General features: G+C 54.7%; 14 protein-coding genes and 1 riboswitch. Of the genes, 10 read left to right on the top strand and 4 right to left on the bottom strand.

Annotation, left to right across the window (positions count from 1 at the left end; translation table 11 throughout):
* The first annotated feature begins 11 nt into the window (after positions 1 to 11).
* Positions 12 to 896, top strand: coding sequence for an alpha/beta fold hydrolase (locus PV433_RS08250; protein WP_332071704.1), 885 nt, complete (start codon positions 12 to 14; stop codon positions 894 to 896).
* Positions 897 to 1,098: 202 nt separating this feature from the next.
* On the opposite strand, the gene PV433_RS08245 is transcribed toward PV433_RS08250, so the two are convergent.
* Entirely contained in the window at positions 1,099 to 1,245 is a 147-nt protein-coding gene (locus PV433_RS08245) for a hypothetical protein (protein WP_332071703.1), read from the bottom strand.
* A 150-nt stretch (positions 1,246 to 1,395) separates the two neighbouring features.
* On the opposite strand from PV433_RS08245, the gene PV433_RS08240 reads away from it, so the two are divergent.
* Positions 1,396 to 2,895 (top strand): DnaD domain protein, encoded by a 1,500-nt coding sequence (locus PV433_RS08240; protein ID WP_332071702.1) that lies wholly within the window; start codon positions 1,396 to 1,398, stop codon positions 2,893 to 2,895.
* 46 nt (positions 2,896 to 2,941) lie between these two features.
* Positions 2,942 to 3,901 carry a primosomal protein DnaI gene (dnaI, locus tag PV433_RS08235; protein ID WP_332071701.1) on the top strand — a complete coding sequence of 320 codons (960 nt, stop codon included), beginning with the start codon at positions 2,942 to 2,944 and terminating at the stop codon, positions 3,899 to 3,901.
* 102 nt (positions 3,902 to 4,003) lie between these two features.
* On the opposite strand, the gene PV433_RS08230 is transcribed toward dnaI, so the two are convergent.
* Positions 4,004 to 4,135, bottom strand: coding sequence for a YqzM family protein (locus PV433_RS08230; protein WP_190928969.1), 132 nt, complete (start codon positions 4,133 to 4,135; stop codon positions 4,004 to 4,006).
* 383 nt (positions 4,136 to 4,518) lie between these two features.
* Between PV433_RS08230 and trxA the strand changes: the two genes are divergently transcribed.
* Both trxA and uvrC read left to right on the top strand, forming a co-directional pair.
* Complete coding sequence (trxA, locus tag PV433_RS08225) at positions 4,519 to 4,836, top strand: thioredoxin (protein ID WP_190928970.1); 318 nt, start codon at positions 4,519 to 4,521, stop codon at positions 4,834 to 4,836.
* Positions 4,837 to 5,004: 168 nt separating this feature from the next.
* Entirely contained in the window at positions 5,005 to 6,900 is a 1,896-nt protein-coding gene (gene uvrC / locus PV433_RS08220) for an excinuclease ABC subunit UvrC (protein WP_332071700.1), read from the top strand.
* 120 nt (positions 6,901 to 7,020) lie between these two features.
* Here the strand turns inward: uvrC and PV433_RS08215 are convergent, their stop codons facing one another.
* Positions 7,021 to 8,682, bottom strand: a complete 1,662-nt coding sequence (locus PV433_RS08215) for a CPBP family intramembrane glutamic endopeptidase (RefSeq protein ID WP_332071699.1) — start codon at positions 8,680 to 8,682, stop codon at positions 7,021 to 7,023.
* A gap of 329 nt (positions 8,683 to 9,011) precedes the next feature.
* A riboswitch (cyclic di-AMP (ydaO/yuaA leader) is annotated at positions 9,012 to 9,206 on the top strand.
* Between the two features lie 90 nt (positions 9,207 to 9,296).
* On the opposite strand from PV433_RS08215, the gene PV433_RS08210 reads away from it, so the two are divergent.
* The gene (locus tag PV433_RS08210) at positions 9,297 to 10,637 is read left to right on the top strand and encodes a TrkH family potassium uptake protein (RefSeq protein ID WP_332071698.1); all 1,341 of its coding nucleotides are present in this window, start codon (positions 9,297 to 9,299) and stop codon (positions 10,635 to 10,637) included.
* Between the two features lie 14 nt (positions 10,638 to 10,651).
* Positions 10,652 to 11,317 carry a potassium channel family protein gene (locus tag PV433_RS08205; protein WP_332071697.1) on the top strand — a complete coding sequence of 222 codons (666 nt, stop codon included), beginning with the start codon at positions 10,652 to 10,654 and terminating at the stop codon, positions 11,315 to 11,317.
* Between the two features lie 86 nt (positions 11,318 to 11,403).
* On the opposite strand, the gene PV433_RS08200 is transcribed toward PV433_RS08205, so the two are convergent.
* Positions 11,404 to 12,306, bottom strand: a complete 903-nt coding sequence (locus tag PV433_RS08200; RefSeq protein WP_332071765.1) for a LysR family transcriptional regulator — start codon at positions 12,304 to 12,306, stop codon at positions 11,404 to 11,406.
* A gap of 493 nt (positions 12,307 to 12,799) precedes the next feature.
* Here PV433_RS08200 and PV433_RS08195 point away from each other — a divergent pair, with 493 nt between their 5' ends.
* Genes PV433_RS08195 through sdhB form a run of 3 tightly spaced genes read left to right on the top strand, consistent with a single transcriptional unit; the run spans position 12,800 to position 15,994 of the window.
* Complete coding sequence (locus tag PV433_RS08195) at positions 12,800 to 13,465, top strand: succinate dehydrogenase cytochrome b558 subunit (RefSeq protein ID WP_332071696.1); 666 nt, start codon at positions 12,800 to 12,802, stop codon at positions 13,463 to 13,465.
* Between the two features lie 16 nt (positions 13,466 to 13,481).
* On the top strand, positions 13,482 to 15,239 hold the full coding sequence (gene sdhA / locus PV433_RS08190; RefSeq protein WP_190928975.1) for a succinate dehydrogenase flavoprotein subunit: 1,758 nt from the start codon (positions 13,482 to 13,484) through the stop codon (positions 15,237 to 15,239).
* Positions 15,240 to 15,241: 2 nt separating this feature from the next.
* A complete protein-coding gene (gene sdhB, locus PV433_RS08185; RefSeq protein WP_332071695.1) occupies positions 15,242 to 15,994 on the top strand; it encodes a succinate dehydrogenase iron-sulfur subunit in 753 nt (250 codons plus the stop codon).
* Positions 15,995 to 16,706 lie beyond the last annotated feature (712 nt).

The following is a 16,706-nucleotide window of genomic DNA, read 5'->3' as shown; positions in this document are numbered from 1 at the left end:
AGGTAAGCACGATGCCAACAGCCTATATAAACGGAACCGACTTGTACTATGAGAAACGGGGAGACGGGTTTCCGATTATTTTCATACACCCTCCGCTGCTCACCAGCGTGAACTTCCGCTACCAGCAGGTGCAGCTGGCCGGGCAATTTACGGTGATCACGTTCGACATTCGCGGACACGGGCGGAGCGGGGCGTCGGAGGCGCCGGTCACCTACGAGCTGATCGTGGAAGATATGCTGCGGCTGCTCGATCATTTGAAGCTACCGGAAGCTTTCGTCTGCGGATACTCGACCGGAGGCTCGATTGCGCTCGAAGCGTTGTTGACTCACCCGGACCGGTTCACCGGCGGCATTCTGGTCAGCGCGATGTCGGAAGTGAGCGACTTTGTGCTGCGCAACCGGATTCGCGTAGCGGTAGGGATGTCCAGATGGAAGCCGCTGATCCGGGTGCTGATGTGGGGCATCACATGGGGAAACGCCGACGGGAGACAAACGTTCCGTAATTTGCTGCGCGACGCCCGGCGGGGGAATCCGGCGAATATTCACCAATATTACCGGTTCAGCCTGACCTACAGCTGTACGAAGCGATTGGCCGGCCTGCGGGCGCCGGTGCTGCTGTTGTACGGGAATAAGGACGGGGGCTTTACCCAATACCGCAAAAAAATTCAAAGCATGCTGCCTCATTACGATCTGCACATCCTGGATAACGAGAAGCATCAAATTCCGACAAAAGCGGCCTCCGAAATGAACGATGTGATCGGCAAATGGATTCGGGGGCTGCAGCGCCCGCGGGAGAAAGCCGTTACCCGGCAGCCGGCTGAGCCGGAAGCCGGGATCGGCACACCCCCTTATGCGGCCCTCCCCGAAGAGCCGGCGGAGCAGCAGCCGGAAGCGTAAAACGGCGGCTATTGTATAACCTTGCCCGGTTCGGGCAAGGTTTTTTCGATACATACGTTTAATGTACTATAGCGGGGAAAGGAACTGCTTGCTTGTCGAGTCAGCTATTGTCGCAAGTTGCCTATCATGGCTGTTCGGCTCTCTGGCACTCTGCTCTGCTACTAGCTAGGGTAGGGGGCGAATAAGAGCGGTTAGCAGCTTTTTATTCGGAGTCGGGTTGTTCCCGCACAACCTCATCGACGAGCGGCTGGAGCGAAGACAGCCATTCCTTCCCACGCTCTGGCGTATGGGTTTGCACGTCAAAGGACCGTTCGGGCTTCTTGACCGGACGATTTTTCCTGATGCGCACCGGGGTTCCTTCTCTATCAACGGAACTCCGAAACCAACCTAATGTTACCTCTTATAAAACTCCCTGCTTGTCGTTTTTTGTGATAGAATAGAGAAACGGATTTGATAGACCGATTGGCTTTGCCGCCCGAACGAGATTGGAGATACATTGATGCGTATTACGAACATGCTACATTTTACGGAAAATCACCGGTTTTGCGTATACCGGGATTTTTCGCTTAGCGGGCTGGATTACCGGATGCTGTCCGGCATTTATCAGCCTATGATCGGAGCATTTGCGATCAGCGTCTTCCAGACGATGTATCAGCAAGTGCCCGGAGATAAGACGGGATACTCGGAGCTGGAGCAGCAGCGGAAGCTGTTTTTGGCGCTCGATCTGGAGCCGGGGGAGCGGGGACGGAAACTGCTGGCCGAGCTGACCTCGAAGCTGGAGGCGATCGGGCTGCTGCAGACGAACCGGAAGTATTCCCCTTCCGCGGACGATTACATGTACGAATACGTGCTCGTACAGCCGCTGACGCCGCAGGAGTTTTTCAAAAATCAGCATCTGGTTATGCTGCTGCACGATAAGGTCGGCAAATACGCCGTATTGTCGCTGCGCGAGCAGTATTATTCGCCGGAGCCCGAGGAGCTTCAGCATCCGGAGCTGGTATCGGAGGATTTGTCGGTTCCGTTCTACGATTTGTTCCGGCTCAACACCCAAGCGATTGATTACGAGCTCGAGCAGGCGCTGCAGGAGACGGCCCCGTCGCGGGAGACCGAGCGCAAGCTTGACGTTACGACGAAGGCGTTCCATTACAGCGAGATTCTTCAGCGTTTCCCGCGCGGCACGTCGAGGAACCGCCCGTTCGTAGAAAATCTGCGCAACAAACCGGATCAGATGTTCGAGATTAACAAAGTCGCCCGCAAGTACGACTTGTCGCTTCGAGAAACGTGCAGGCTGCTGGACGAGGACGGGATGTTTACCGAGGACGGCGAGCTGCAGAACGATATGCTGCAGTACAAAGCGAATTTGTATTTCCGTCAGGACAAGGAACGCGAGCAGGAGCGGGAGCGGCTGTTCCACAAAATAGCCGGCGTAGCGAAGCCCGAATCGGTCAGCGCACTCGAGGAGAAGCCGGTGGAGATGCAATATTATTTGGAAGTGCCGCCGCTGTTCGTCGGGCAGTGCAACCAGCATCAGTACAACCTGATCATGCGCAACGAGCCGCACACGAGAGTGCTGGAGCGGTTTTTCCAGAAAGGCGCCGTGCCGAAGCCCGTATCCGACATTTTTGAGAAGATCGATGTGATCTACAAAATGCCGGACGAAGTGATCAACGTGATGATTCATCATCTGCACGTATACAAGGAATCGTCTTGGACGAAAAGTTATATCGACTCCGTCGCCTCCAATATGATGGCCAAAGGAGTCAGTACTTACGAGCAAGCGGTAGCTTACATACGCGAGCAAACGATCAAGCGCACCAAGCGGTCGTCCAAGGCCGACGGCGGCTCGCTCGCCCCGTTTCCCGGGAAAGGGCGGAGAGGGCACCAGCAGAAGCCGAAAATCGCGATCATTACCGACATCCCGGCGCAAAAGCCGGTCAGCGACGAGAAGCTTGCGGAAATTCGCAAAAAAGCAATGAAGCTCGACGGCAAAATTACGTAACCGGCGCAGCAGTCTGACTTTTCAGGAGAGGAGGCGGATCGGACGCATGGAACCTTTATCGGACATATTAGGCGACTTCCGGAATATGTCGTTCGCCAGAAGAGCGGAAGAAAAAACGAAGCTGCTGCTCAGTGATCCGCTCGTGGCGAAGCTTCGCGCCAAATATCCGGAAATCGACGACCGTACGCTCAAAATCAATATGAACCGGATCTACCAGTATGTGAAGGAATACAAGCAATGCACGAACTGTCCCGGACTCGACCGGTGCCCGAACGACTTCGAAGGGTACTACACGAAGCTGACCGTCGAGACGATCAATGAGCAAACTTATATTCACGATCAGAAGGTAGCTTGCAAAAAGCTGATCGCCAAACAGTCGCAAGACGCCGTCCGCAACCGGATTCGCAGCTTTTACATCGACGACCGTGCGCTCCAGCAAGGATACTCGACCGCGGAGATCGTCGATATCGATCCGGAGCGGGTGCTGGCCGTCGAGCGTATCGTCGATTACATCCACAAGACGAACGAGGAAGGGCTGCAGAAGGAAGGGTTGTACCTGGTCGGCCCTTTCGGAACGGGCAAAACGTTTTTGATGTGCTACATGCTGAATCAGCTCGCCAAGAAGGGCCTTTCCGGCGTGATTGTGTATATGCCGGATTTCGTCGAGGATTTGAAGTCGATGATCGCAGAGCCGCAGCGGTTGAAAGAGACGGTCGAGCTGCTGAAGGAGACCGATCTGCTCGTCTTCGACGATATCGGGGCGGAGAATCTGAATCCGTGGGCGCGCGATCATGTGATGGGGACGATTCTGAACTACCGGATGAACCGGAAGCCGACCTTTTTTACGTCCAACCATGAGCCGGACGAGCTGGAGAAACATTTCAGCTTTACGAGCAAGGACGGGGACGAGGAGTACAAAGGGCAGCGGATTATGGACCGGATTACCCCTTTTGTCGAGGTGGTTGTCGTGAACGGTACGAATAAGCGAGGGAAAGCGGGGGCGTAAAGCCTTCGCTTACCAATAAAACGGATCGAAAAAAGCCCGGCTCCGAATCAGAAGGAGCGGGCTTTTCTTTGGTTGCACGGACGCGCTTGTGTGATCCGCAAATTAGAACAGCGTAATGATGGTGGCCACGATCGCGATCAGAAAGAAAGCGCCGAATGTGACGCCGAATCCGATGGCAACATCGAGAAAGTCGTTTCTCGGCTCCTCGTTGGCATGCACTCTTGGGTCAGTCATAATTGGATTCCTCCCGAGTAAATCGTTCCCTTAGCAAAATTGGCTATGTCTAGTATAACGAAACGTTCGGCGGCTTGTAAAGCGGAAGAAGTGACAATTCTTCAACAAAATTCAGCCGTTCTTTCGCTGCGGCAGCTTGTCCATGCATAGGTTAGGCAGAGCGGCGAAACAATTAGAGAAGACCGCTTCGTCCAAAGATCCGGGCCTGCACCCGGAATGCCCGGGCTGGCCGGCAGCGGCGTCGCCCCTAGTATACGCCAAAAGCGGACGGAACATGTTTTCAGTTATGAAATTGGTACGAGTTGTGGTATACTTTACATGTCGTAGGAAAATCGTTAAAATCTATAGGTACACACTTTTTGTTAGTATAAGGAGGAAATCCTGTGGCTATCGTAAACGTATCCGACCAATCGTTCAAAAGCGAAGTCGAAGGAGGAGGCACGGTTCTTGTCGACTTCTGGGCTCCATGGTGCGGACCTTGCAAAATGATCGCGCCTGTGCTTGAAGACTTGGATAAAGAAATGGGCGAGCAAGTTAAAATTGCCAAAGTGAACGTGGATGACAATCCGGAGTCCGCTTCCCGTTTCGGCGTAATGAGCATCCCAACGCTGATCGTATTCAAAGACGGCCAGCCTGTCGATAAAGTGGTCGGCTTCCAGCCTAAAGACGCTCTGAAAAGCGTCGTTGGACGTCACCTGTAAGTTGCCCCGGATCCAATATGCGGCGGCGGGTTGTGCAAACGGCCCGGCCGTCGTATGATATTTATAGGGAACGGCAGAAGAGTTCTTTTTCGCAGATGCGAAACGGGACTTTTTTTGGTTCCGGGCCATGGAGGCATGAGGGAAGCCGATTTCAAGGAGGAACGAAGCATGTCCGAACAGCGTGCCGGGGGAAGGCGCGATCACCTATCGGATTCGATCAAAAGCAAGCTGGCGCTGCTGCCGGACAAGCCGGGCTGTTATTTGATGAAAAACGCGGAAGGCACGATCATTTACGTCGGTAAAGCGAAAGTGCTCAAAAACCGCGTCCGCTCGTACTTCTCGGGCAGTCATGACGGCAAGACGCAGCGTCTTGTTACGGAAATAAGCGACTTCGAATATATCGTCACGGCGAGCAATATGGAAGCGCTCATTCTGGAATGCAATCTGATCAAGCAATACCATCCGAGATATAACGTTTTGTTGAAGGACGACAAGACGTTTCCCTATATCAAAATTACGCAAGAAGCGCATCCGCGGCTCGAAGTGACCCGCAAAGTGTATAAGGACAAAGCGAAATATTTCGGCCCTTATCCGAATGCGTTCGCGGCGCAGCAGACGAAGAAGCTGCTGGACCGTCTGTATCCGCTCCGCAAATGCAAGACGATCCCGGACCGGGTATGCCTGTACTACCATTTGGGACAATGCATCGCCCCTTGCGAATATGAGGTGCCGGCCGGCGAGTACGAGCGGATGGTGCAGGAGATCAGCAAGTTTCTGAACGGCGGCCATGTTGCGATTAAGGAAGAGCTGACCCGGAAAATGCATCAGGCCGCCGAGGACTTGAACTTCGAGCGGGCCAAGGAGCTGCGCGATCAGATCGTCAGCATCGATGCGGTGATGGAGAAGCAGACGATCACGATGACCGACGCGGTCGACCGCGACGTGTTCGGTTACGCCGTCGACAAAGGGTGGATGTGCGTCCAAATCTTGTATATGCGCCAAGGCAAAATGATCGAGCGGCATGTGACGCTGTTCCCGTATTACGGCGACGCGTACGAGGATTTCATCTCGTTCGTGACGCAGTATTACAGCGACAACCCGGCGCTGCCGAAAGAAATCTTTTTGCCCTCGGCGGAGGAAAAAGAAGAAGACGAATCGGCATCTGCACCGGATACGGGCGAGCAGCATACCGAACGCGAAGTGGCCGAGCTGCTGGAGTCGTGGCTGCGGGTCAAAGTGCATCAGCCGCAGCGCGGACAGAAAAAGAAGCTGCTCGGAATGGCTGCCGACAACGCTCGTGTCGCGCTGGAGGAGAAGTTCCGGTTGATCGAACGCGACGAGGAGCGGACGGTCAAAGCGGTAGAGAGTCTGGGCGAATGGATCGGGACCGGAACGATCCGCCGGATCGAGGCGTTCGACAACTCGAACATTCAAGGGAGCGACCCGGTATCCGCGATGGTCGTGTTCGTGGACGGCAAGCCGGACCGCAAAGAATACCGCAAGTACAAAATTCGGACCGTGCAAGGACCGGACGACTACGAGACGATGCGCGAAGTAATCCGCCGCCGGTACGAGCGGGTGCTGAAAGAGCAGCTGCCGATGCCGGATCTGGTCGTAGTCGACGGAGGCAAGGGACAAATATCGGCGGCGATCGACGTGCTGGAAAACGAGCTAGGCTTGTACATCCCGGTGTGCGGTCTCGTCAAGGACGCGAAGCATAAGACCGCGCAGCTGATGATGGGCGATCCGCCGGACATCGTGCCGATCCGGCGCGACAGCCAGGAGTTTTACTTGCTCCAGCGCATCCAGGAGGAAGTGCACCGATTTGCGATTACGTTCCACCGGGAGACCCGGGCCAAGTCGATGGTCGCCTCCCAGTTGGATTCGATTCCCGGGATCGGGGAGAAGCGGCGCAAGGCGCTGCTGAAACATTTCGGCTCGCTTAAGAAGATTAAAGAAGCGGCTGTCGACGATTTTCGCCCGCTCGGCATCGGCGACAAGCTGGCGCGCGACATCCTCGCCGCCCTGCACGGACCTGGCGAGACCGCCGATTCGGACGCTTAATGCGCACGGCTGAACAGCAATAGCTCTATTAACATTTTTACTTCTGCAAAACAAACCAACCTCCGAATGCCGCTGCAGTGCAGCTTCTCGAAGGTTGGTTTTTTGTTCCAGGGCAGCAGTCTAGACGGGGTCCGGCTTCGACGGCCGGAAGCCGTCTCCGGAATTAGGCGGCGGATCGTCCACCCCGGCCCCGGCTCGCCTTGCGGCCGTTTTGCCGTGCAGCCACTTGATCACAATGGCGACGAGGGCAGGCAGCGCGATATAAAACGCGCCGAGACCGACATATCCCGCTCCTCCCATACCCATCAGCGAAAAGCTCATCAGGATGCTGTCCACGATGGCGTGGGCGAACAACGCGGTCGCAAACCCGTACTTCAGGAAAGCGTAGCCGAACAAGATGCCGAGAATCGTTACTTCCACGAACCGGGTGTACACCGGGTAGATCGGATACTGCGTATGGCTGAACGCCCAGATGACGCTCGGTATAACGACGGCCAGAAACGTATTGCGAAGCAGCTTCTTAAACAGGGCGATGCCGAAAAAACGGTAAATCGCTTCCTCGGAAATCGCCGCCGTCCAGGCCATAAGCGGAAAGATCCCCGGCAGCAGCATGTTAAGTGGCGATCCGGACGGATCGTTCACCGCCCACATATCGAACCGGTGTTCAGCGGTGAAAAACAGCAGCGACTGCACTCCTAGCAAACCGAAGGCGAGCAGGTAGCCCCGTTTCATGCTGGACAGCGTATGAGCCCCGAAGCCCGGCTCTCTCCATCGCGGCCACAGCCGTCTTCCTTGTTCCCGCCACAGCGGATCGCCGGCGGCGAACGAGAAGTAACAGATGATCGCCATGATCGTCACGACGACCGTCATCAGAATCATGGTGACGACGGCGGCTTCAGTTGAGAAGAAGGGGTCCATGCCTTCGGCTTCGAGTGTTTTGAAGGCGGGAATCATATTGATATTGTTGATCCAGTACAACACAAGAAAGGTGGCCGTTAAGCCGATCCCCCGGACGAACGAGATCTGTTTCCGGGAAGCGATCGCAATGGCGATGGCGGCCAGCCCCATGACCGATGACAGGATCAAATTCCACTGCGTCATCGCCGAGGCCGCCTGGTCCTGCCGTTTGACCCAGTCGAGATGGCTTTGCGGAATCCGGAACTCGTTATAATAGGCGGTTACCTGCCCGCCCCGGACCTCCACTACCTTCAGCAGCTTGGCGCCGCCGATCGTACCTGCGCGATGCTCGAATACGAACCGGTGGGGCGTAGCGGCGTTCGGCCTGAGCGAGCTGTAGTCAGAGAGGGAGAGTCCGTCCTTCCGCAGCACCTCTTCGGCAATCCGGCGGCCTACCTCGACCGACGGGGCGTTCTCCCGGCTGCTCTTCCTCCACCCGATGACGGCGCCGCTTGTCATATGTACATCGACGACATATTCGGCTCCGCGCCCGTCCGTCAGATCGATGCGATAATAATCGATCGGAGCCCGTTCCTGAAACCGGGCTTTGTAATCCGCGACCCGCTTCTCCTTCTGGATATAGCCGCTCAGCAGCTTGTCGGACTGGTAGACGACGAACGTGCTGGAAGCCGGATAACCGGTCAACTCTGCGATATGCGCCTTTGCGGCGTCCGCTGCCGCTTGCTTGGATACGGTCGGCATCGTCTCGGATAAGATGTCGGGCTCTTTGTTTCCCGTAAAAAAAGACCACCAGTTGGTGATGACGAATAAGAGGATGCCGATAACAGCAAAAGTTCCCAGCATGGATGAAAACGGGCGTTTCATGGATCCCTCCCGAACTTTTTTTCTAACGTAACATACTTTTTTTCGAAATGCCACTTAAACGGAAGCAACGGAGGTAGGGACAATGAAAAGAGGCAGGCACGCTTGTTATTCGGCCGGAAGCCGCCGATTCCTCCATGTTTTTAAGCGAATGCCGGCTTTGTGCAAGCGGGTGCAGCGGGATTATAATCGAGTTCGTCAAGTGTTATTCGCTTCTGCTTCAGAGCCGCTACTGCCAGCGCACCATTACGCGAAGACCGGACTCTAATCTGAAAAGCGGAATAAGAAACTCTACAATACGAGCCGTTTAAGGTGCGCGCATCGCAGCGGACTCTCATATCAAGCCGAATTTCTTAATGAAAACGGGGGAACCATTCAAGTAGGAGCAGTTTTGCGGTGTCCGAGAAAACCGCAAGTTTTGCTCATGGGGTGAATTTCGCAGCACCGTTCCCAGCAGCGGCAAGCGAATAGGGTGCCTTACAACCCGAATCCGTCAGCTAACCTCGTAGGCTTCAGTTTGGAAACCACACCGGACAAACGGCATTGGGATTCCAATGTCTTTTTTTGTTGTTCCTGCAAACTACGATCCGTCTTGCCGATCGGAGAGGTGACCCTGCTTGAAACCACTTATAGGGTTCAGAAGGCTTACGCCGCCGCAATTTCTTGTTCTGGGCTTCGCATTGATTATAGTATCGGGCGGACTGCTGCTGTCTTTGCCCGTGTCCACTACGAACGGGGAAGGTTTGCCTTTGGTGGATGCCCTATTTACAGCGACCTCGGCTACATGCGTAACCGGGCTGGTTGTCGTGGACACGGGAACTTATTTTTCCGTATTCGGCCAAGTCGTCATTATGGCGCTTATTCAGGTCGGGGGACTCGGTTTTATGACGATGTCGACGCTGATCGCGCTTGTCCTGCGCAAGCGGATCTCGTTAAGGGAACGGCTGATTCTGCAGGAAGCGATGAATCAGGTTTCGATGGAAGGGATCGTGCGGCTGATCCGCAAAGTGTTGCTGTATTCCTTGACGATTGAGCTTGCAGCCGCTGCACTGTTCGCGATTCGCTGGTCGTTCGACTATAGCGCCGGCCGCGCTATTTATATGGGAGTGTTCCACGCGGTATCGATGTTTAATAACGCCGGATTCGATCTTTTCGGCCATTTTCGGAGTCTGATGCCTTATGCGGACGACCCGCTGATTAATATCGTCGCTATGTCGCTTATTATTTTGGGGGGCATCGGCTTTATCGTAATCTCGGATCTGATGGAATATGGAAAAAAACGCAAGCTGTCGCTTCACGCCAAAGTCGTGCTTAGCATGACCGGGTTTCTGATCGTATTCGGAGCGATCGTCATCTTTTTATTCGAATATACGAATCCGAAGACGCTTGGGGCTTTGAACGGCACGGGCAAAGTGCTCGCCTCCTTTTTTCAGTCGGTGACGCCACGCACCGCGGGGGCCAATACGCTCGACATCGCAGGACTCCGGCAAGCGACACAATTTTTTATCATTATATTGATGTTTATCGGCGCGTCCCCGGGTTCGACCGGCGGGGGAATCAAGACGACCACCTTTACGACGCTGATCGGCGCCGTCATCGCGATGATCCGGGGCAAGGAAGATATCGTCCTGTTTCGTTACCGGCTGGCCAAAGACCGGATTTACAAAGCGATTACGCTTACGATCCTCGCCTTGTTCCTGGTCGTATTTATGACGATGCTGCTCTCTACGACGGAGGACCATTCCTTCCTAATGATCTTGTTCGAAGTGACGTCGGCTTTCGGTACCGTCGGCTTATCGATGGGCCTGACTCCGGAGCTGACGGCTTTCGGCAAAATTATTATTATGATCACGATGTTTGCGGGCCGGCTCGGACCGATCACGCTTGCTTATGCATTGCAGCCTAAAACGGAGAGAGAACTATATAGACATCCGGAAGGTAAAATTATTATCGGATAGGAGTAGTTTTTACTATGAAAATGAAACAATTTGCAGTGATCGGTCTGGGGAGGTTCGGCTCCAGTCTCGCCCGGGAGCTGACCAACAACGGATTTGAGGTGCTCGGCGTCGACAGGGACGAAGAGGCTGTCAGCGAAATGTCTGAGGTGCTGACCCACGCGATCGTCGCGGACTCGACGGACGAAGAGACGCTGCGTTCGATCGGAATCCGCAACTTCGATTGCGTCATCGTTGCGATCGGAGATGATATTCAGGCAAGCATCATGACGGCGATACTGCTGAAGGATCTCGGTGTCGAGATGGTCGTGGCGAAGGCGCTGTCCGTGCTGCACGGCAAAGTGCTGGAGCGGCTGGGCGTGGACCGGATCATCTATCCCGAGCGCGATATGGGCATCCGGGTTGCGCACCAGCTCGTGAACCCGAATCTGCTCGACTACATCGAGCTGTCCAAAGACTACACGATCGCAGAGATATCGGCGCCCAAATGTTTGAACGGCAAGACGCTCGAGGAGCTGAACCCGCGGGCCAAATACGGCTGCAGTGTGGTGGCGATCAACAAGAAGGACGGCGTCATTATAGCGCCGACTGCCACCGACGTTATTAATGAACGGGATGTCATGGTTATAATCGGGACGAACAAGCAGATCGAGTCGTTCGAGGAGGAGCTGGTTGGCTCATAAGGCCGGGCCGGTTCGGTTCGATTGGGACCGCCGGATCGGCCGCGGGGATGCTGCGATTGCTGCGGGACGCTGCCTCGCGAGCGGCTTCAGCCGAGCTCGCCTTTGACTGCGGCGTAATATTCCTTCGCCTTTTCGACCCAGCGGAGCGTGGAAGCACTCTGCATCGATTCCCGGCCGAACAGCAGCGAGGTCGTTCGGGTCGTCTCCTCCAGCTCGGGGATGCTGCGGAGTACGAGGTCGTTGTTGTTCAGCACGGTCTGGCGCAAATACGATTTCGGCAGCAGCGTAGCCGCATTGCATGTGGAGACGAGCCGCAGGATCGCTTCGAACGAATCGATCTCCATTTTAACGTCGGGATAGACGGTATACCGGTGAAATAATTCATCCATTAATATGCGGTACCACGTTCCTTTGGAAAATAAGATCATCGGCAGCTCCTGCAGCTCGTTAATATCTATGGATGGTTTGTCCGTCCACTTATGGCTCGACGGCAGGACAAGACAGAGATGGTCGTCGAACAGCGGAACGCAGGTCAGCTCCGGATTGTCGATTTTGGAGGCTACGAGCCCGAGATCGACTTTTTTTTCTTTGACGAGCGTGACGATTTCATGCGTTTTGCCCGTGATCGCTTTAATGTCGGTTTCCGGAAAATCGCGCGTGTACAGGCCGATCAGATCAGGCAGCGTGGATTGCAGTGTAGTCAGGCTTGCTCCGATCGTGATGCTTTTGCCGGACGAGCGGTATTCGGCGAAGCGCTGCAGCAGCTTGCGCTCCATCTCGGCGACTTCCAGGGCGTATTCGTAACAAATCTGCCCGAGCCTCGTCAGCTCGAGCTTTTTGCCTTTCCGGTCGAACAGAAGCACGCCGAGCTCCTCCTCCAGCTGGGCGACTTTGCGCGATAGCGCGGGCTGGGAGATGTTCAGGGTCTGGGCGGCCCGGTTCAGGCTTTTATGTTCGACGACGGCGGCGAAAGCGTCCAAATTCGGCAGCATGTGGCAGTCCGGCTCCTTTCATAATCAGGGGACATCGTCATTCCTGCGGAAATAGATGTGTAGAAGTGGCAGGGTACGACTCGATGTCTGCTTCGATATAACTAAAACGCATAACGTTTAATAAAAAAACGGCACTTCCATTATAAGCTCTTTGGGAGTAACATGAAAGTTGTCAAACATTGTTCAAATTTTTAGGAGTCCCATTGTGATTTTAATCGTAGATCAGACTCTTGAGAAATCGCGGAACGCGTTCGAGGCGACACGATTATTCCGCGATCCCGGGTTTAAACGGGCCTTACAATGGCAAAATAGGCATATGTAAGGTGTGCGCCCAAGCCGTTTCGGCGTACGTGACGGGGCAATGAACCGTTGGGCGGAGCGATTGGCGAAAAGGTGACATTTTGTTGACGCTTGTCGAACTCGGGAGTACAATGAGAGATGGTTTGTTTTGCACACGTTGTCATATTTCAGTAAGGGGGAACTCGTTTCCATGACCGGTAATTCGTATTACTACCGCAAGCTTCACTCGTTGCTGGGTGTCATACCCGTCGGCTTCTTTCTGGTCGAGCATCTGATAACGAACTATGAAGCGTTTAACGGCGGGCATCAGGCGTTCATCGATTCCGTGATGTGGTTGAACAACTTGCCGCTCATCTTCTTCCTGGAGCTGTTCGGCATCTGGATCCCGATCCTGTACCATGGCGTCTATGGCTTGTACGTGGCGTTCCAGTCGCGCAACAACGCATCCCGTTACGGATATTTCCGCAACCTGATGTTTACGCTGCAGCGGGTAACCGGCGTCGTGACGCTGATTTTCATCGGGTGGCACTTTTTCCAGACGCGCTTCCAGGTTACGCTCGGCAATGAAACGCACGAAGGTTTGGGCGTAGTTATGCATGAAATTTTCACGAACCCCGTTTTCTTCACGTTGTACCTGATCGGCGTTCTGGCCGCGACGTTCCACTTCAGCAACGGCATGTGGTCGTTCCTGGTCAGCTGGGGCATTACCGTCGGACCTCGTGCGCAGCGCGTATCGAGCGTAGTATGGCTGGGCGTGTTCGTGATTATGTCCATCATGTTCGTTCTGACGATGGTGGCGTTCACCGACGCTTCGTTCCAGGATACTTCCGTGCTGGATATGGCGAGCAAACATTAAGGGGGAGTGAACTGACATGGCGAAATCGAAAGTTATCGTAGTGGGCGGAGGACTTGCCGGTCTTATGGCTACTGTAAAAGCCGCCGAAGCCGGTGTTCACGTCGACCTATTCTCATTAGTACCCGTTAAACGTTCTCACTCCGTATGCGCGCAAGGCGGCATTAACGGAGCGGTTAATACAAAGGGCGAAGGCGACTCCCCTTGGGAGCACTTCGACGATACGGTATACGGCGGGGACTTCCTTGCCAACCAGCCGCCGATCAAAGCGATGTGCGAAGCGGCGCCGGGCATTATTCACCTGATGGACCGGATGGGCGTTATGTTCAACCGGACGCCGGAAGGTTTGCTCGATTTCCGTCGGTTCGGCGGAACGAAGCATCACCGTACCGCGTTCGCGGGCGCTACGACCGGCCAGCAGCTGCTGTACGCGCTGGACGAGCAAGTACGTCGCTGGGAAGCGGCGGGTCTCGTTACGAAGTATGAGCATTCAGAGTTTTTGTCTGCCGTCATCGACGAGGAGGGCGTTTGCCGCGGAGTTTGCGCGCAAAACCTGCGCTCAATGGAAGTGGAGACGTTCCGTGCCGATGCCGTTATTTTGGCTACCGGTGGTCCTGGCATCATTTTCGGCAAGACGACCAACTCGGTCATCAACACCGGTACGGCTGCCAGTGCGGTTTATCAGCAAGGCGTTACTTACGCGAACGGCGAGTTCATCCAAATTCACCCGACGGCGATTCCCGGAGACGACAAGCTGCGGCTCATGTCCGAATCGGCGCGCGGAGAAGGTGGACGGATCTGGACGTACAAAGACGGGAAGCCTTGGTACTTCCTCGAAGAAAAATACCCGGCATACGGCAACCTGGTTCCGCGCGATATCGCGACCCGGGAAATTTTCCACGTCTGCGTAGACATGAAGCTCGGCGTCAACGGCGAGAACATGGTTTATCTCGATCTCTCGCATAAAGATCCGAAAGAGCTGGATGTCAAGCTCGGCGGTATTATCGAGATTTACGAGAAGTTCATGGGCGACGACCCGCGGAAAATTCCGATGAAGATTTTCCCTGCGGTTCACTATTCGATGGGCGGCATGTGGGTCGACTACAACCAGATGACGAACATTCCGGGCTTGTTCGCAGCCGGCGAGTGCGAATACCAGTATCACGGCGCGAACCGTCTGGGCGCCAACTCGCTCCTGTCCGCGATCTTCGGCGGTATGGTAGCCGGACCGAAAGCGATCGAATATATCAAAGGTCTGAGCAAGTCTTCCGAAGACGTTTCGAGCGGCGCTTTCGACCGCGAGAAGCAGAAAAACGTCGACAAGTATGAAGGTCTGCTCAAAATGGACGGAACCGAGAACGCGTATGTGCTGCACAAGGAACTCGGCGAAATCATGATCGACAACATGACGGTCGTCCGCTACAATGACAGACTTGAAGCTACGATCAGCAAAATCAAAGAGCTGAAGCAGCGTTACAAGAAAATCAACATGACGGATACGGCCCGCTGGAACAACCAGGGCGTCGCGTTTACCCGCCAGTTGTGGAATATGTTCGAGCTTGCCGAAGCGATGACGAAGGGCGCCCTGATGCGCGACGAAAGCCGCGGAGCGCACTACAAGCCGGATTTCCCGGATCGCGACGACGACAAATTCATGAAGACGACGCTGGCGAAATGGACGCCGGACGGCCCGCAAATTTCGTACGAAGACATCGACGTTTCGCTCATCGCTCCGCGTAAACGCGACTATACGACGGACAAGAAGGGTGGTCACTGATCATGGCTGAGACGAAGACGATTAGACTGCAAGTCACCCGTCAGGACGGCCCGGATTCGAAGCCGTATATGGAAGAATTCGAAATTCCATACCGTCCGAACATGAACGTCATCAGTGCGCTCATGGAAATTCAGCGGAATCCGAAAAATGCCGGAGGTTCCAAAACGACGCCGGTATGCTGGGAGTCCAACTGTCTGGAGGAAGTATGCGGCGCCTGCTCGATGGTCATTAACGGCAAGCCCCGCCAGGCTTGCTCGGCGCTGATCGACAAGCTGGAGCAGCCGGTTCGCGTTGCTCCGATGAGCACGTTCCCGGTCGTGCGCGACCTCGTCATCGACCGCCAGCGGATGTTTAATGCGCTCAAGCGCGTAAAAGCGTGGATTCCGATCGACGGTACGTACGATCTCGGACCAGGTCCGCGGATGGCGGAATCGAAGCGCCAATGGGCTTACGAGCTGTCCAAATGTATGACCTGCGGCGTCTGCCTCGAAGCGTGCCCGAACGTCAACGACCGTTCCGACTTTATCGGACCGGCGCCGTTGTCCCAGGTGCGCCTGTTCAACGCTCATCCGACAGGAGAGATGAACAAGGAAGAACGTCTCGACACACTGATGGAATCCGGCGGCATCGAAGGCTGCGGCAACTCGCAAAACTGCGTCCGCTCCTGCCCGAAAGGCATTCCGCTTACGACTTCGATCGCAGCGCTTAACGGCGACACGACGAAACAGCTGTTCAAAAAATGGCTCGGCATGTAAGACGGATGCTCCGTCTGGCCCGGCCTTCATAGATGGGCATGGCAGAAAACCTCTGATCACCGCTGTTGCGGTGGTTGGAGGTTTTTTTTGCTTATCGTCCGTATGTGTCGTACGACGCAGGCCGTTTATCGCGGCACCCCATGGTGTCCCGTCTAGGAGTTGGTTGTGAATCGACAGCCTCACAAACCGCTTCTATTCATCGCTGTCCTCCTCATATGCCGAATATAGAGGGTGACAGAGACTCTTATAGTACTGAAGCCCGCACGCATGGGCGGCGTGATCAACGAAGTCGAACGGAAGCGCCCCGTAAGAGAGGGCCTTTCGGACAAACCGACTTCATCTGAAGCCGGGCGGGTACTGCTAATCCTAATTAATGAGCGGCTAGAAAAGCGAACGTACCGTTTTCTTCCCGTACAGGAAACTATGCCCGCTGCTACGATTCCTTGTGTCTTTTTGCTTGCATGAGCGTTCGGGCACTCCAGTCGCTTCCTCTCTGCTCCCTCTCCTTAATACGATATCCCAACATCCTCTCGCCATTTCCGCACACGAGTAATTCTCAACCGAAAATAGGACTAAGTACACAATAAAAGCGCATTTATTAGACCACATATTTACATTATTGATGAAATATGATGAATTTCTATGCAAATCATCCTGTGTTTCGACAAAATGCTCAGAAAGTGCTTAGATCGATTTTCTATAATGAAGGAAT

The organism is Paenibacillus sp. GYB004, assembly GCF_036577605.1.
Classification (GTDB): Bacteria; Bacillota; Bacilli; order Paenibacillales; family NBRC-103111; genus Paenibacillus_AB; species Paenibacillus_AB oceani.
Note: the sequence above shows the minus strand (reverse complement) of the source record. Positions and strands in the feature narration are given on the sequence as shown.

What these genes read in the sequence shown, in the direction of transcription:
- PV433_RS08250 (WP_332071704.1), top strand. Translation starts at nt 12, where the DNA reads ATGCCAACAGCCTATATAAACGGAACCGACTTGTACTATGAGAAACGG.
- PV433_RS08240 (WP_332071702.1), top strand. Translation starts at nt 1,396, where the DNA reads ATGCGTATTACGAACATGCTACATTTTACGGAAAATCACCGGTTTTGC.
- dnaI (WP_332071701.1), top strand. Translation starts at nt 2,942, where the DNA reads ATGGAACCTTTATCGGACATATTAGGCGACTTCCGGAATATGTCGTTC.
- PV433_RS08230 (WP_190928969.1), bottom strand. Translation starts at nt 4,135, where the DNA reads ATGACTGACCCAAGAGTGCATGCCAACGAGGAGCCGAGAAACGACTTT.
- uvrC (WP_332071700.1), top strand. Translation starts at nt 5,005, where the DNA reads ATGTCCGAACAGCGTGCCGGGGGAAGGCGCGATCACCTATCGGATTCG.
- PV433_RS08215 (WP_332071699.1), bottom strand. Translation starts at nt 8,682, where the DNA reads ATGAAACGCCCGTTTTCATCCATGCTGGGAACTTTTGCTGTTATCGGC.
- PV433_RS08205 (WP_332071697.1), top strand. Translation starts at nt 10,652, where the DNA reads ATGAAAATGAAACAATTTGCAGTGATCGGTCTGGGGAGGTTCGGCTCC.
- PV433_RS08195 (WP_332071696.1), top strand. Translation starts at nt 12,800, where the DNA reads ATGACCGGTAATTCGTATTACTACCGCAAGCTTCACTCGTTGCTGGGT.
- sdhA (WP_190928975.1), top strand. Translation starts at nt 13,482, where the DNA reads ATGGCGAAATCGAAAGTTATCGTAGTGGGCGGAGGACTTGCCGGTCTT.
- sdhB (WP_332071695.1), top strand. Translation starts at nt 15,242, where the DNA reads ATGGCTGAGACGAAGACGATTAGACTGCAAGTCACCCGTCAGGACGGC.